The sequence below is a fragment of the Polaribacter sp. Asnod1-A03 genome, assembly GCF_045063585.1.
Lineage (GTDB): Bacteria > Bacteroidota > Bacteroidia > Flavobacteriales > Flavobacteriaceae > Polaribacter.
In genome coordinates, this window is the sequence record NZ_JBEFOE010000009.1 from 2,255,364 (window position 1) to 2,272,936 (window position 17,573).

Annotated in this window: 10 protein-coding genes; all 10 read left to right on the plus strand. The window is 31.2% G+C overall.

The window, feature by feature from the left end; translation table 11 throughout:
• The first annotated feature begins 8 nt into the window (after positions 1 to 8).
• The gene (locus ACJJVY_RS10330) at positions 9 to 884 is read left to right on the plus strand and encodes an alpha/beta hydrolase (RefSeq protein WP_405607874.1); all 876 of its coding nucleotides are present in this window, start codon (positions 9 to 11) and stop codon (positions 882 to 884) included.
• Positions 885 to 899: 15 nt separating this feature from the next.
• Positions 900 to 3,263, plus strand: coding sequence for a PDZ domain-containing protein (locus tag ACJJVY_RS10335; RefSeq protein ID WP_405607877.1), 2,364 nt, complete (start codon positions 900 to 902; stop codon positions 3,261 to 3,263).
• Between the two features lie 24 nt (positions 3,264 to 3,287).
• Complete coding sequence (locus ACJJVY_RS10340; RefSeq protein WP_405607880.1) at positions 3,288 to 4,655, plus strand: alpha-L-fucosidase; 1,368 nt, start codon at positions 3,288 to 3,290, stop codon at positions 4,653 to 4,655.
• A gap of 179 nt (positions 4,656 to 4,834) precedes the next feature.
• The gene (locus tag ACJJVY_RS10345) at positions 4,835 to 5,851 is read left to right on the plus strand and encodes a GDSL-type esterase/lipase family protein (protein WP_405607883.1); all 1,017 of its coding nucleotides are present in this window, start codon (positions 4,835 to 4,837) and stop codon (positions 5,849 to 5,851) included.
• A 222-nt stretch (positions 5,852 to 6,073) separates the two neighbouring features.
• Positions 6,074 to 8,365, plus strand: a complete 2,292-nt coding sequence (locus ACJJVY_RS10350) for a heparinase II/III family protein (protein WP_405607886.1) — start codon at positions 6,074 to 6,076, stop codon at positions 8,363 to 8,365.
• Positions 8,366 to 8,406: 41 nt separating this feature from the next.
• A complete protein-coding gene (locus ACJJVY_RS10355) occupies positions 8,407 to 9,240 on the plus strand; it encodes a DUF1080 domain-containing protein (protein ID WP_405607889.1) in 834 nt (277 codons plus the stop codon).
• A gap of 19 nt (positions 9,241 to 9,259) precedes the next feature.
• Positions 9,260 to 11,266, plus strand: coding sequence for an SGNH/GDSL hydrolase family protein (locus tag ACJJVY_RS10360; RefSeq protein ID WP_405607892.1), 2,007 nt, complete (start codon positions 9,260 to 9,262; stop codon positions 11,264 to 11,266).
• Between the two features lie 182 nt (positions 11,267 to 11,448).
• The gene (locus ACJJVY_RS10365) at positions 11,449 to 13,116 is read left to right on the plus strand and encodes an FAD-dependent oxidoreductase (RefSeq protein WP_405607895.1); all 1,668 of its coding nucleotides are present in this window, start codon (positions 11,449 to 11,451) and stop codon (positions 13,114 to 13,116) included.
• Positions 13,113 to 15,050: a hypothetical protein gene (locus ACJJVY_RS10370; RefSeq protein WP_405607898.1), complete on the plus strand. Its 1,938-nt coding sequence runs from the start codon at positions 13,113 to 13,115 to the stop codon at positions 15,048 to 15,050. Before ACJJVY_RS10365 ends, ACJJVY_RS10370 begins: the two co-directional genes overlap by 4 nt.
• Positions 15,051 to 15,061: 11 nt before the next feature.
• Positions 15,062 to 17,563 (plus strand): glycosyl hydrolase family 95 catalytic domain-containing protein, encoded by a 2,502-nt coding sequence (locus ACJJVY_RS10375; RefSeq protein WP_405607901.1) that lies wholly within the window; start codon positions 15,062 to 15,064, stop codon positions 17,561 to 17,563.
• Positions 17,564 to 17,573 lie beyond the last annotated feature (10 nt).

Consider the following 17,573-nt stretch of genomic DNA (forward strand, 5'->3'; position numbering starts at 1 on the left):
AAAATTAGATGAGTAAATATTTAATCATAACATTTCTGTTTTTATTTACAGTAACCATTGTAAATGGACAAAAAAAGGTATCAAAAAATACATTTGATACGATTCCGCAACGAGTTATTTATAAAATTATAAATGCAGACACGTTAAAAATGGATATTTATAAACCATTTACTTTTAAAAAGAAAAAAAAGTACCCTACAATTGTTTTCTTTTTTGGAGGCGGATGGAATGGTGGTACAATTACGCAATTTGAGCCACAAGCAAAATATTTTGCATCACGAGGAATGGTAACTGTTTTGGTTGATTACAGAGTTAAAAACAAACATAAAACAACACCTTTTGAGGCAGTAAACGATGCTAAATCTGCGATTCGATTTTTAAGAGAACATGCGAAAGAATATACGATAAACCCCAATAAAATTGTAGCTTCAGGAGGTTCTGCTGGTGGGCATTTAGCAGCTGCAACAGCATTGCTTTCTGGATTAGAAGAAAAAGAAGAGGATTTAACGATCAGTTCTAAAGCCAATGCGTTGGTTTTATATAATCCGGTGATTGATAATAGTGAAAAAGGTTATGGTTATGATCGGGTAGGTACACGATATTTAGAGATTTCTCCAATGCATAATATTAAAAAAGGAGCGCCGCCAACTTTATTTATGTTAGGGAGTAAAGATGTTTTAATTCCGGAATCTACTGCCTATTTATATCAAGATAAAATGGAAGCAATTAATAGTAGATGTGATGTTATTATTTATGACGGACAAGGACATGGTTTCTTTAATCAATGGAAAAAAGAAGGTCTTGAATATTATAAAAGAACAACAATTGCAGCAGATAAATTTTTACAATCGATTGGATATCTAAAAGGGAAAGCAACACTTTAAAAGCATTTAATACATATGAAAAAAAGCTCTATTTTAATTATTACACTTATATTTTTGGTCTGTATTTCTTGTACTTCTAAAGTTGAGGTTAAAGAAATTTATGTGTCTAAAAACGTCTTAGAAAAAGCTGATGGAAGTAAAGAATTGCCTTTTTCTAATTTAGAAGATGCAATAAAAAAAGCATCAGAATTAAAACAAAAAAATAAAGAACTTTCTATTGAAATAAAAATAAGTTCTGGTGATTATTATTTAAAAAAAGCCATACAAATTACTCCAGAATTGAATGGGTTAAAGATTACAGGAAATTCTACGGATGTTAGATTAAAAGGTTCTGTGCCCTTAAATTTAGATTGGAGGAAATTCAATGATAATGTTTTTGTAGCAGATGTTCAAAAAGGATTTGATTTTGATCAATTATTCATTAATGAGCAACCACAAATTTTAGCGCGTTATCCTAATTATGATGAAAAAGCTAAATATTGGCAAGGATTTGCTGCCAATGCTATTTCTAAAGAAAGAATTGCTACATGGAAAAATCCTAAAGGGGCTTATTTTAATGCTTTACATGGAGGGAAATGGGGTGGTTTTCATTATGTAATAACAGGAGTTAATAAAGACGGAACCGCTATTTTAAAAGGAGGTCAGCAAAATAATAGAGGTTCTAAACCACATGAAGAATACCGAATGGTAGAAAATGTTTTTGAAGAATTAGACAGTGTTGGAGAGTGGTTTTTAGACAAAGAAAATAACAAATTGTATTATTGGCCTTTAGCAAATATTAACTTAAAAAAGGCTAAAGTTGAGGTATCTGTTCTTAAAAATTTAATCGAAGTGGTTGGTACTTTAGAAAACCCTGTAAAAAATGTTACGATTTCTAACATTTCTTTTCAGCATACGCAACGTACTTTTATGGAAGAATTTGAGCCTTTATTGCGCAGTGATTGGACTATTTATAGAGGTGCTGCTTTGTTTTTTGAAGGAACAGAAAATTGCATAATCAAAAATAGTGAATTTACAAACTTAGCAGGAAATGTAATTATGGCAAGTAAGTACAATAAAGGCTTAAATATAATTGGTAATCATATTCACGATGCAGGTGCAAATGCCATTTCTTTTGTAGGTGATGCTTCTGCGGTACGATCTCCATCGTTTAATTACGGACAATTTATAGATGCCGATAAGTTAGATACAATTGCAGGACCTAAAAACGAATTGTATCCACGTGAGTGTTTGGTAGCAGACAATTTAATTTATAGAATTGGTCGTGTAGAAAAACAAACTGCAGGTGTTCAAATTTCTATGGCCATGGATATTACTGTGCGTCATAACAGTATTTACGATGTGCCAAGAGCCGGAATTAATATTGGTGATGGAACTTGGGGAGGTCATATTTTAGAATTTAATGATGTCTTTAATACGGTTCTAGAAACCAGCGATCATGGTTCTTTTAATTCTTGGGGAAGAGATCGTTTTTGGTTACCAAAACGTCATAAAATGGATAGTTTAACTACCGAAATTCCTGATATGTATACATGGGATGCTGTAAAAACAACGGTTATTAGAAACAATCGTTTTCGTTGCGATCATGGTTGGGATATTGATTTAGACGATGGTTCCTCTAACTATCATATTTACAACAATTTATTATTGAATAGCGGATTAAAATTACGCGAAGGATTTAATCGTGTTGCAGAAAATAACATTATGGTTAATAATTCTTTACATCCGCATGTTTGGTTTGCGAATAGTCAAGATGTTTTTAAACACAATATTGTAGCAGATACCTACCAAGATGTTGGCTTATTAGGATGGGGAAAGGAGTTAGATTACAATTTATTTCCTAATGAAGAATCGATGATGAAATCTCAAATTTATGATAGAGATTTACATAGTATCTACGGAGATCCCATGTTTAAAAATCCGTCTGAGTTAGATTTTACGGTTGCAGAAAACTCACCAGCTTTAAAAATAGGCTTTAAAAATTTTCCTATGGATCAATTTGGAGTTCAAAAAGAAAGTTTAAAAAAAATAGCGAAAACTCCAGAAGTTCCTGTAATTAAAGATTCGTCAAAAAATGTAGGTAGCCCAGTTGTTGCTTGGTTGCGTAACAATATTAAAAGTGTAGATTCAGAACAAGAGCAATCTGCTTATGGATTAAATTCGCCAGAAGGAGTTATTATTTTACGTATTTGGAAACCGAGTCCTGCAGTTCAAGGAAATGGAATTAAAAAAGGAGATGTAATTTTACAAGCGGGTGGAAAAAAAGTTAAAAATGTACAAGATTTTTTCAAAATAAATGTAGAAAACACAACAGATGTGTTAGATCTTGTGGTGATGAGAAATCAATCAGAAAAAAAGATTACAATTAAAACACAATAAAATCAATCAATAAAACTTAAGTAAATGGATATTCTAAAGAAAACAATTATTGTAGTTATTGCCGTCATGTTCAACATCGGTACTACATTTTCTCAAAAAAAATCAAAAGTAAAATTATCTGATGATGAGCGTATGGAATGGTGGCGTGATTCTAAATTCGGAATGTTTATTCATTGGGGAGCATATTCTATTGTTGGTGGAGAACGCGGTACTAATATTGCTGGTGGTGGTGCAGAATGGGCCATGGATAAGTTAGATTATACGATTGAAGATTATGAGAAATTTCCAGAAATGTTTAATCCTACTTTGTTTGATGCAGATGCTTGGGTAACGATGGCAAAAGATGCGGGAATGAAATATATTGTATTAACCTCTAAACACCACGAAGGTTTTGCTTTATGGGATTCTAAAGTATCTAAATATGATGTGATGGATACGTCTCCTTTTAAGCGAGATATTATTAAAGAATTATCAGAAGCTTGTAAAAAACAAGGGATTGTATTTTGTTTTTACTATTCTATTGTAGACTGGCATCACCCGCAAGCTCAAGGTAATTTATATCCAAATTATAATATTTCTCAGCATGACGATCCATCAGTTGTCAATCCAGAATTTCCAGAATATTACGAAAACTATATGAAGCCTCAAGTTGGTGAATTATTAAAAAATTATGGTGATATTGGTGTTGTTTGGTTTGATGGAGATTGGATTTCTGATTATACTACAGAAATGGGGAAAGATTTGTATAAATACATTCGTGATATTCAGCCGAACACTATTGTAAATAATAGAGTTGATAAAGGAAGAACTGGAATGGACGGAATGGATAACAAGCCTGGAGAATTTGCAGGAGATTTTGGTACTCCAGAACAAGAAATTCCGGATACAGGTATTGATTCTGATTGGGAAGCTTGTATGACCATGAATGGTTCTTGGGGATATAAACCTTCTGATAATAACTGGAAAAGTAGCGAAGATTTAATTGAAAAATTAATAGATATTGTATCAAAAGGAGGTAATTTCTTATTGAATATAGGACCTGACGGATTTGGAAGATTTCCATCTGAAAGTATAAGACGTTTAAAAGCGATGGGAGAGTGGACGAAGAAAAATGGTGAAGCGATTTACGGAGCTTCTGCAAGCCCTTATGAAAAACCAAAATGGGGACGTTATACTAAAAAAGATGGCGTATTATATGCACATGTTTTTAATTGGCCAAAAGATGGATTGTTAAAACTAAACAAAGAAATTAAAGTAAAGAAAGCAACTGTTTTAACGGATCCAGAAGCTGAGTTAACCACATTAGCTACTTCAAGAGAAGTATTAGTAAATGTGCCAATGCTGGCACCAGATGCTACGGTTACTGTAGTTAAAATTGAATTAGCAAAATAAAAGAGTTATTTATAAATGATAGTTTACACAAGTTGAATTATAATTTAAAATTAATTTAATTTTAAAAGAATAACATTGTAGCAGCTTTAAAGTTGATTGCAATGTTATTTTTTTTTTAGATTGATAAATAACAAATTCAATTTTAGAAGAATTATTTAAAAATCATAAAAATGAAAATAATGAAGAAATGGATACTATTTACCATACTTACTATAGTAAATTTAAGTACAGTCTTTGCACAGAAAGATCTTTTAAGTATTAAAGAACTTAAAGAAATGGTCGCATGGACAAAAGAAAATAAAGAGGCTATTTATGAGGTTTCCGAGAATACCTTTAAAAAACCAAACTGGGGGTATTATACTCAAAAAAACGATGTGGTTTATGCACATATTTATGATTGGCCAAAAGATGGAAAATTAATCATTGATAGCGAAATAAAAGTAAGAACTGCTTATTTAAATTATGGAAATAAAAAACTAAAAACCAAATTAGTTGACGGAAATTTAACTGTTTTCTTACCCAAAGAAGTGCCAAATAATATTGCTACAGTTATTAAAATTCAATTAACACCTACAGAAGATTGGGCAAATTTAAAACGTTATCAACAAGCAAATACAGAGTTAAAAGCACCGAAAAAAAATGAAGATAGAGTGGTGTTTATTGGTAACTCTATCACAGATAATTGGACAAGAGATCATGGTTCTTTTTTTGAGGCAAATCCATCCTATGTAAATAGAGGAATTAGTGGCCAAACCAGTGCTCAAATGTTGTTAAGATTTAGACCCGATGTAATAGAGTTAAAGCCAAAAGTGGTTGTAATTTCTGCCGGTACAAATGATATTGCTGGTAATAGAGGTGCAATTAGTATAGATAGAATTGCTGGAAATATATTTTCGATGGTAGAATTGGCAAAAGCCAATCATATAAAAGTAGTTTTAGCTTCTGTATTACCAGCCACCAGTTATTCTTGGAGTGCTTCTATAGCACCAGCAGATAAAATTATAGCACTTAACAAATTGATTAAAGCATATGCTAAAAAAAATAAGGTTGTGTATTTAGATTATTACAAACCTATGGTAAATAACGAAAAAGGGTTAAAAAAGGAATTAGGTAGAGATACAGTACATCCTAATGCAGCCGGTTATGATGTTATGGAGCCCTTAGTAAAAAAAGCAATTAAAAAAGCGTTAGATTAATATTTGTTCTATTAGCATAAAAAGTCCCATGCTTTAAAATAGCAATGGGGCTTTTTTTATGATTGTAAGAGCAAAAAATGATTTAAGAAATAATTGAAGGTTTAAAAAGGATGATTAAGCCATAGTTTATAAATTATGACTTATGATTTATAAACTTTTTCTAAAGGATTTAATAGTATTGATTGTATTTATAACAATACACTTAATTTTATTTTTATTAGAATGAAAAAAGGAATCTTACTTATTTGTTGTTGTCTAACGGTATTTACAACTTACTCTCAAAAAAGAAATTATTTATTATACACAGACGATAATATTAATCGTTTACAAAGTCAGATAAAAACAAACGGTGTTGTTAAAAATAGTTGGGAACAACAACTAAAAAAAGCAGAAGAGTTTGTAGATAAATCTAAATTAAAAGCTTCTGATTGTCAAGTTTTAGGATTGGCTTACAGAATGACAGGAGATGAAAAATATGCTAAAGTCATAAAGAAAATATTATTTGATTATATATCTAAAGATACTTGGGAGGGAAAAGAATTATTAAGTAGAACGCCTTCTTGGACAGGAAATTTAACAACTTCTCATAATAACTTCTTTTTATCGATAGGTTTTGATAGTGCCTATAATTATCTCACCAAAAAAGAGAGAAAAGAAATTGCAGAAGGCCTGGTTCGTGTAGGGATTCAACCTATTTTAGATAATTGGTTATCACCAGAAACAAATTTCCATACGTTTGATACTATGGGCCATAATTGGTGGAGCGCTTGTGTTTATATGGCAGGTTTTAGTTCTTTAGCGATTAGAAATGAAATACCTGAGGCAAAAAAATGGACTAGTGAAATTGCACAAACTGCAACAGAGTTTGTAAACTATTCAGGAAGTGTATTACAAAAGAAACCTTCGACTTTTGATAGAGATGGTGGTTTTTACGAAAGTATTAATTATGCATCTTATGGAATTTCTCAATACTTATTGTTTAGATATGCTTTTGAACAAGTATTGCCTAAAGAAAAACAAGTAGAGCTACCTATTTTAGATAAAATAGGAGATTTTTTTATACAAACAAGCTATTTTTCTAATGAAGGAAAACCAATGTCTGTAAATTTTGGAGATAGCTTTATTTACAAAACAGGAAATGCATGTGTAATGTTGTTATGGCAATTAGGGTATAAAAAAGATGATTATGCTTGGTATATTCATCAAACTTATCAAGGAGATGATCATGAGGGATTACAAATAGAAACTCCGAATGGATTGGCTTTGTTTCCGAAGTTGCCAAATTTAAAAGAGAGTTATACTCCAAATTTCCCAACTTCTCATTTGTATAAAGATATGGGGTGGGCTACATTAAGAAATTCTTGGGACAAAGATGCTACTATGTTGGCTATTAAATCAGGATTTACTTGGAATCATACACATGCAGATGCAGGGTCGTATATTCTATTCCACAAAGGAAAAAATTTAATTATAGATTCGGGAAATTCTTCTTACGGAAATCCACTTTATACACAATATTATTGTCAAAGTGAAGCACACAATGTGGTGATGTTTGATGGAGAAGGACAAAACAGAAAAGATCCTTATTTTGGAGTGAATACCCCAGGATCTTTACAGAATTTAGTAGAAGGAAAAGATTTTAAATACATTTTAGCCAATGCTTCAGGACCTTATTCTCAAATTTTAGCACGAAACTATCGTAATTTTATTTGGGTTGGTGATGTTATTTTAGTGATAGATGATTTGTTAGCACACAAGCCAGGAAAGTTTGAATGGTTGTTACATTACAACGGAATTTCTAAACGGAATGGATTAGATATTTCTATTAAAGAAGATAATGCAGAGATTTTAGTTCGTTCTTTATATCCAGAAACGTTTCCTACAGGAGGTTTACCTCATGATTTTCCTGAGCAAATGCGTTTAGAAGAAAAACAAGGATACGAAGATCATCACCCAGAAAACAGACAACCTTACTGGTCTGTAAGTCATTTTGAAGAAACACAACGTACCAAATTTGTTTCAGCTATTATTTTAAAATCTGAAGAAAATAAAGAGGATTTACCTATCATCAAAAAATTTGCAGGGAAAAATTTCTTAGGAGTTTCTATCACCCAAAATGGAGAAACTACAGAAGTGTATTTTAATTTATTGGCAGATGGACGTTTAAAACACAGAAATAGTGTCATCAATATGAATGGTTGGGAAACAGATGCTTATTTAACCGTTTTAAAATTTAAAGAAGGAGCTGATAAAACAAACATACGCAACATAAAAGAATTGTTTGTAGGGCATGGAAGTTACATGCGTAGAAACGGAAAAGTTTTAATGCATGCATTGTCTAAATATACGGCTTTAATTGAAGATTTTAATACCAATCCCAATGTTGTTTTTGAAGGACAAAAACATGTGAACATGAAAATATATAGTCCGAATAAAAAAACGATTAAAATTAATAACCAAACTAAAAAAGGGATTTACGATTCAAGGCATCAATTACTGAATATTCGATTGTAATAATATGTTAAGTCATGTAAATTCAATAAAATTAAGAAACTATGAATAAAATTAAAATATCAACCAGTGTAGTCATTATAATTTTTCTGTTGTTAGCAAATATTACGGATTTAAATGCACAAACAAAACCATTATCAAAAAAAGGTTTTGTTAATTTATTCAATGGTAAAAATTGGAATGGGTGGCATTTAAAATTGAGAAATAACGATGCTGAAATGGCAAAAAAAGTTTATGCAATTGAAAAACGAAAAGTACATGTTTTTAAAGATATGCCAGACAGTTTAAATTTAAATACAGGTGAAAATGCAACTCACGGTTTATTTTATACCAATAAAAAGTATAGTAAATACATCCTTAAGTTTCAATATAAATGGGGAGAAAAAATCACAAATAATTTTGATCGATGGCAATATGATGCAGGTGTTTATTATCATGTTTCAGATGATCAAGTTTGGCCTATTGGTATCGAATACCAAATTAGATACAATCATCTTACATCAAAAAATCATACAGGAGATTTAATTAGACCCAAAGGAGCAGGTTACGATTGGTATTCTACAAAAGAGGGTAAAAGTTTTTTATCACCAAAAGATGGAGGAATACTAGAAGATAAAAGCGATTGGATGCATTTAGCTAAACCTACTAAGAATTATAATGCTTTAAATAATAAGTGGAATACCTGTGAGATTATTGTAATGGGAGGTGAGTATACAATTCATAAGTTAAATGGAGATATTGTAAATATGGCTTTTAATTTAACACCTAGCGAAGGAATTATTGGATTTCAGTCTGAAACTGCAGAAATTTATTATCGTAATATCGAAATTAAAGAGTTTAAAGATATCATCCCAATTGAAACTTTTATCGGTCACTAAAATTAAATACTTAATTTAAATGAAAAAAATAAGTAGCATATTACTGTTTAGTCTTATTGTATTTTCTTTACAAGCAAAAAGCGTTTCTAGAGACACCATTTTTATAAAATCGGTAGAGAAATTAGCTAAATATGCCGGAAAGAGTAATGTATTGGTAAAAATGAAGCCTGGAGAATACACTATTAAATCTATTAAAATAGGAGAGTTAAGTGTTTTTAAATATGGAAAAAACAATAAGAAAAAAGGTGATTTTCGTATTGGATCATTAATCCATTTCTCAGGGAACAATAGTCAATATTTTTTAACAGGAGTTACTTTAAATATTGATGGAGAGTTACATAAAAATTATCCAAAGAGTGAGTTTAGTGAGTTTTTAGTAAGTGGAAATAACAATTATATTAAAGGCCTAAAAGGAAAAGATGTTGGTGCTGTTACTCCTGCACATCGAGTACAAATGTTACGTGTTATGGGAGACGATAACACTATTAAAAATGCCGATTTTTTTGTAAAAGGATCTACACCTTATGGTTATGGTCATTTATTAGGTAAAGGAGGAAATGCTTTGGTGCCTTTGCATAAACATTCCGTTTTATTGGTAGAAGGTACAAATACCAAATTATTAGGATGTAAAGTTGTAACTCATGCATACGGACATGGTATTTTTATGCAAGGAGCTGTAAATACACTTTTACAAGATTGTTATGTTGAGGGGAAAATGAGAGCTACCAATGAAATGTTAGCAGAAACTTCTGGTTTGGCATTTGATGTCGGTTTTAAAAGTGATTACCCACCGGGTAAAATTTTGCCAAACGAAATAAAGTCTTTGTCGGAAGATGGCATTAGAGCCTATCCAGCTGGAGGGTTACATGGACGAAGAACAAAAGGGATAAAAGTAATTAATTGTACTGTTAAAAATATGCGTTCTGGTTTCGATTTAAGTGCAAATTTACCACCTACAAAGATTGTTGGATCTACTGCTATTGGTTGTCAAGAAAAAGGCTATTCGATAGGGAATAATGGAATTATTGAAGCTAGTAAAGGTGATGCATTATATGGTCCTTTAGTTACTTTTGTAGGCAATAATGTAAAAAACTGTACAATAGATTTAGAGTTGATAAATACAGTAAGTAAATATAAAGTGCCTCGTTTGGCTGAAATTAATGGTTCTGGACATTATATAACCCTACGTAATTATCAAAATAAGAAAAGGAGTATTCAGTCTCCAATAGTTTTTGGCGAATCTTTTTGGAATGATGTACATCGTTATAGAAATCCGAATGCATCGAAAGGATCATATGCCGGAGCAGAAAATATCAAACTTTTTAATTACACTGATATGCCTGTTTTATTAAACGATTTATCTGTTAATTGTATGGTTACCAATTCAGAAAAAAATAATAAAGTGTTTAATGCAGGTATTGGAGGAAATAATACAAATGATTTATTAAAACGAGTTGATAAAGATGTTTTAGAAAATAATCCAAATTTAGTTATCATGATGGTAGGCACCAATGACATGTTAAATACTAAAAAATTAATAGATTATAAAACCTACACAGCGAACTTAAAAGCATTAATAAAAAAAATAAAATCTAATGGAAGCAAATTAGTTTTAATGAGTCCTATTCCTGCAGATAGTGTTTACTTATTTACAAGGCATAAAAAAGTCTTGTTTTCAGAAACACCAAATAAAAAAATAGACGAGGTTGGTAAAATTGTTAAGACTTTAGCAGTAGAAAATAATGTTTATTTTTATGATTTAAATTCAGATTTTAAAGCACTAAACTTACCGCTACACAACCAAGATCTCTTTATAAGAAATGAGAAGAATAGTGGACGCAAAGATGGAGTGCATCCTACTGCATTGGGCTATCGATTTATTGCACAAAATATATTTTCTTTTTTAAAAGAAAACGATTTGTTAAAATCAAATCAAAAAATTATTTGTTTTGGAGATTCTATTACTCGTGGCGGAGCTAAAGGAGAAAATTATCCTACCTACCTAAATGAATTGATCATACCTTAATTTTTGTTAAATATTTAAACTGAAAATAGGTTTGCTGTTTTAAAGTTTGATTATAGCTATTAAATTCTATTATTCATGGCTTATAAATCATATTTTATAAACTATGAATAATGATTTATACACTTCTTTAAAGATATTAGCTAGTATTGGTATAAATTAATCTCTAATTAAATAGGATACTTATGTTAACTTCATTTAAGTTATTTCAGCATTTTTTAAAAATAATATTTTGTTGTGTTTTTATTATTAATTGTACATCTACTAAAGAGGATTTCGATGCGGATGTTATTATTTACGGAGGAACATCAGCAGCAATTACTACAGCTGTTCAATTAAAACGAATGAACAAAACTGTTTTAATTGTTTGTCCAGAAAAGCATATAGGAGGTTTGTCATCTAGTGGATTAGGCTTTACAGATTTAGGTAATAAAGAAGTGATTGGAGGAATTTCAAAAGAATTTTATCAAAGTGTGTACCAGCATTATCAAGATGAAAAATCTTGGAATCGGCAAGCAAGAAATGAATATGGAAATGAAGGACAAGGAACTACTGCGATAGATGATGAATTAAAAACCATGTGGACTTTTGAACCGCATGTTGCTGAAGAAATTTTTGAAAATATGGTTAAAGATCACGATATCACAATTATTAGAGAGAAATGGTTGGATCGTGAACATGGAGTAGAAGTGAAAGATGGAAAAATAGTATCTATTACGATGTTAACAGGAGAAAAATATAAAGGTAAAGTTTTTGTTGACGGAACGTATGAAGGAGATTTAATGGCCGCAGCAGGAATTAATTATCATGTAGGTAGAGAAGCCAATAGTGTTTATAATGAGCAATGGAACGGAGTACAAAAAGGAGTGTTTCATCACAGTCATAATTTTTCAGATAGAAAAATTAGTCCATATATCATTCCAGGAGATTCAACAAGTGGCGTATTGCCATATATTTCTACAGCACCACCAGGAGAACAAGGTTCGGGAGATAAGCGTGTACAAGCATATAATTATAGATTGTGTACCACGAATGCAGAAGGAAATATAGTACCTTTTGAAAAACCAGCAGATTATGATCCTGCGCAATATGAGTTGTTAAGAAGAGTATTTCTTTCGGGTAGATATTCTATGTTTGGAGGTGGTAAAATTCCTAATAAAAAAAGAGATGTAAACAATGTAGGGCCATTTAATTCAGACAATATTGGAATGAATTATGAATACCCAGAAGCATCTTATGAAAAACGTAAAGAGATTCTAGAGCAACATATTAGTTACCATAAAGGCCTGCTTTATTTTTGGGGTCATGATGAAAGTGTGCCAGAAAGGTTTAAAAAAAGTATTAGTAAGTGGGGATTAGCAAAGGATGAATTTAAAGATAATAACCATTGGCCTTATCAAATTTATGTAAGAGAAGCAAGACGTATGCTTGGTGATTTTGTGATGACAGAAAATGAAATTTTAGGTAGAAATGAAGTATTAAAACCAATAGGAATGGGTTCTTATACCATGGATTCCCACAACGTACAACGTTATATTACCGAAGAGGGATATGTTGAAAATGAAGGAGATTTAGGAGTAGATGCAGACGAACCTTATAGCATACATTTAGGAACTATTTTACCAAAACAAGAAGAATGTAAAAACCTAATTGTTCCTTTAGCAGTATCAAGTTCTCACATTGCATTTGGGTCTATCCGAATGGAACCTGTTTTTATGATTCTTGGTCAAAGTGCAGGAACAATAGCAGGTTTAGCAATAGAGAATGATATTAATATTCATGAGGTAACTTATGAAGAATTAAAGAAAAAATTAATTGAAGATGAACAAGTTTTAGAATATAAAAAGTTATGAAATTAAATCAATTATTATACACATTATTTGTAATTGTGTTGCTTACAAGTTGTAAGAAAGAGCAAAGTAATAATTCTTTAGACATAAAGGCATATTTAGAAGTTGCTGATCAAAAAGAACTATACCCAACAGAGGCACAAATAGAAATGCTAAAAAAAGTAATGCCGAAAGAGGTGTTTCAACCAGCTCCCGAAATTACTGATAGAACTTATTGGGGTAGAATCGCCGCAACTTCATCTGGTAAAGCATATGTAGAAAAAGCAATTTCTTTACTACCGAAAGCGCCAGAAGTTCCTATTACTGATGAAATTTACAGAAGAGCCAATAAAGAAGGAAATAGACAAATCTATAAACCTAGATACTATAGAACTATGGATCGTTTAGAGCATTTTATTTTGGCAGAATGTATCGAAAATAAAGGACAATTTATTCCACAAATTCATACTTATTCAAAAGCCATTTTAGATATGAAATCTTGGTTGCATCCTAATCATGATGATAAAGATAATACGGTTTTAGAAGGAAAAAGAATGTCTATAGACTTAGGCGCTAGAAAATTTGGAGCTGTTTTAATTTTAGCAAAATCATTATTAGGTGATGTGCTTTCTAAACCTATGCAAAGCCAAATAACAGCAGAATTGCAAAGAAGAATTACAGATTCGTATTTAAAAAGTTGTAAAGAGTTAGATAAAAGCAATCATTGGATTAATGGAACTAGCAATTGGAATTCTGTATGTACAAGCGGAACTGTTTTTGTAAGTATTACCAATGCACAGAACGCAGATGAACGTTTGGCTGCTATCGGTTCTGCCATTAATAGTATGAAATATTATTTAAGTGGTTTTGGTGATGATGGTTATTGTTCTGAAGGTTTAGGTTATTGGGGATATGGTTTTGGTCATTACATGTATTTGGCCCAAATTATATTTGAATATACAGATGGAAGAATCAATTTATTTGAAGGAGAAGATTTTGAAAAATTAAAAAGAGTCGGAAATTTTCCAGAGCATTTCGAAATTCAAAACGGAACTTGTGCTCCCTTTGCAGACGGAGTTTCGCATACATCAAGTAAAGGAAGCAATTTCGCAAATGTGTTGTCATCAAAATACTACGGAGCAAAAAAGCCAAATGAAATCAGATTCGAAGAAGCGGTAGAACAAATTATTGCTTGGAACAATCCAGAATTATTTAGTCCAAATACATCCGAAAACAATCAAAATTCTACTTTAGAAAATCATACGTATTTTGAAGATTTTGGAATGATCATTTCTAGAGGAAAACAAAAAACTCCTTTTTCAATAGCTATAAAAGCAGGGCATAATGCAGAAAATCACAATCATAGTGATGTTGGTACTTATACTTTAGTATTGGATAAAGATTTAATTTCTGGTGATATTGGAGCACCTTCATACACCGCAGGTGCGTTTTCTCCACATAATAAAGCAAGAAGCTCTTGGGGGCATCCAGTTCCTAAAATTAACAACAAATTACAATCAAATGGAATTCAGTTTAAAGGAGAAATTTTAGAAACTGTTTTTAAAGATTCGATGGATAAGGTAGTGATGAATTTAAAACCAGCTTACGAATTATCAATGTTAGAATCTTTAACAAGAACAATGATAAATGACAAGTTTGAAAATGGAATTATAACAATAAAAGATGATTTTGTAGCTTCAGAAAAAGTAGATTTTGGAACTGCAATTATGACCTATTCTAATTATGAAGTAATTAATGCAACCACATTAATTTTAACAGGTAAAAATCAAAAAGTAAAAGTAGAAATAAAAAGTACTGGAGGAAAGGTAGTTTTTAATCCGGAACCTGTTCCTGTAAAATATTTAAGAGAAGGAAAAGATGCCAAGAGAATTGGTATTGATTTTGAAAACGCACTTAAAGAAGGATCTATCACAATAATTTATACACCAATACATTAATTAATATAAAAATGAATAAAAAGAATATAATTCTTCCTATTATAATGCTATTTCTTTTAGTAGAAAGCATTTTAGGTCAGCAAAAAAGCAACTTAAAACTTTGGTATGATGCTCCTGCAGCAGATTGGAATGAAGCATTGCCATTAGGAAACGGACGTTTAGGGGCCATGGTTTATGGTATTCCGGAGTACGAAAATATTCAATTAAACGAAAGTACACTTTGGGCTGGTGGGCCGCACAGAAACGACAATCCAGATGCGAAAGAAGCACTTTCAGAAATTAGAAAATTATTATTTGATGGTAAATTTAAAGAAGCACATCATTTAGCAAATGCTAAAATTATTTCTAAAACTTCTCACGGAATGCCTTATGAAACGGTTGGGAATTTACGGCTACATTTTTTAAATCACGGAAAATATTCTAATTATCATAGAACATTAGATATTGAAAATGCTGTGAATACAATCACTTATACTGCAGATGGAGTAAATTATAAAAGAGAAATATTTACATCTTTTACAGATCAAGTAATTGTAATGCGTTTAACCGCAGATAAAAAAGGTAAATTGAGCTTTATTGCAGATATGGATAGACCAGAACCTGCAAAAGTTACGGTGTCTACAGAAGGCAATACTATTTTAAAAATGATTGGTTTTAGTAGTGATAATTTAAATAAAAGGTTGGGGAAAGCAGCACCTATTAAAGGAGAAGTAGCGTTTCAATCTCGTGTAAAAATTGTAAATGAAGGAGGAAGTGTTGCATCGATAAATAATAAATTAGAAGTTTCTAATGCAGACAGCGTTACGTTATTTATATCTATAGCTACTAATTTTGTAAACTATCAAGATATTAGTGCAAATCCTCATAAAAAAGCAACGGATTATATCATTAAAGCAGAAAAGAAAGAATACAATCAGTTATTAAAAAGTCATGCTACTTTTTATCAAAATTATTTTAATAGAGTTACATTAAACTTAGGAGAATCAATACATGAAAATAAACCAACAGATGTTAGAATTAAAGAATTTAGTTCGGTAACAGATCCTAGTTTAGCTGCTTTGTATTTTCAATTTGGACGTTACTTGTTAATTTCTTCATCGCAACCAGGAGGGCAAGCAGCAAATTTACAAGGAATTTGGAACAAAGATTTAACACCACCTTGGAAAAGTGCATATACTGTAAATATTAATACAGAAATGAATTATTGGCCTGCTGAGGTTACTAATTTATCAGAAATGCACGATCCTTTAATAGATTTAGTAAAAGAGCTTTCTGTTGCGGGTAAAGAAACTGCAAAAGTAATGTATGGTGCAGATGGTTGGGTAACGCATCATAACACAGATTTATGGCGAATAGCTGGTCCTGTAGATGGAGCAACTTGGGGAATGTGGACAACTGGTGGTACTTGGTTAGCACAGCATTTGTGGGAAAAATACATGTTTAGTGGAGATATAGAATATTTAAAATCTGTTTATCCGGCAATGAAAGGAGCTTCAGAATTTTGTTTGAGTTTTTTAACAGAAGATCCCAATGGATATTTGGTTATTTCACCAACAATTTCACCAGAACACGCTCCTAAAGGTCGTCCAAAAAGTGTAAACATTGTAGAAAGTGCTGCAATGGATAGTCAATTGGTTTTTGATATGTTAACCAAAACAATTGCAGCTGCAAAAACATTACATGTTGATGCAGAATTAATAAAGAAAATGGAGTTGACTTTAAAAAAACTGCCTCCTTTTAAAGTGGGTAAATACAATCAAATACAAGAATGGATGGAAGATTTAGATGATCCTGAAGATGACCATCGTCACGTTTCTCATTTATACGGATTATATCCTTCTAACTTAATTTCTCCATACAGAAATCCTGAATTATTTAAAGGAGCAGAAAACACATTAATTCAACGTGGAGATCCATCAACAGGTTGGTCTATGAACTGGAAAATTAATCTTTGGGCTCGTTTGTTAGATGGAAATCATGCTTATAAATTAATGGGAGATCAAATAAAATTAGTTGGTCGTCCTGATTCTCCAAAAGGAGGAGGAACGTATGCAAATATGTTAGATGCACATCCACCATTTCAAATTGATGGAAATTTTGGATTTACTTCTGGTTTAACCGAAATGTTAGTACAAAGTCATGATGGAGCTATTCATTTAATTCCTGCCTTACCAGACGTTTGGCAAGATGGAAAAGTAACAGGTTTAAGGGCAAGAGGAGGTTTTGAAATTACTTCTTTAGAATGGAAAAATGGAAAAGTTGTTAAAGTAGTATTAAAATCTAATTTGGGTGGAAATTTACGTATTCGTTCTTATCATCAACTAAAGTTAGAAACTGATAAAAAACTATCAAAAGCTAAAAGAGTTAATAAAAATCCATTTTATCAAGTTCCAGAAATTAAAGCACCAGAAATATCAAAATCAGCTAAAAAAGAAGAAGTTGTATTAAAAAATGTGTTTGAATATGATGTGAAAACACAAGTAGGACAAGAAATTATTTTAATAGCTAAATAAATTAAATAAA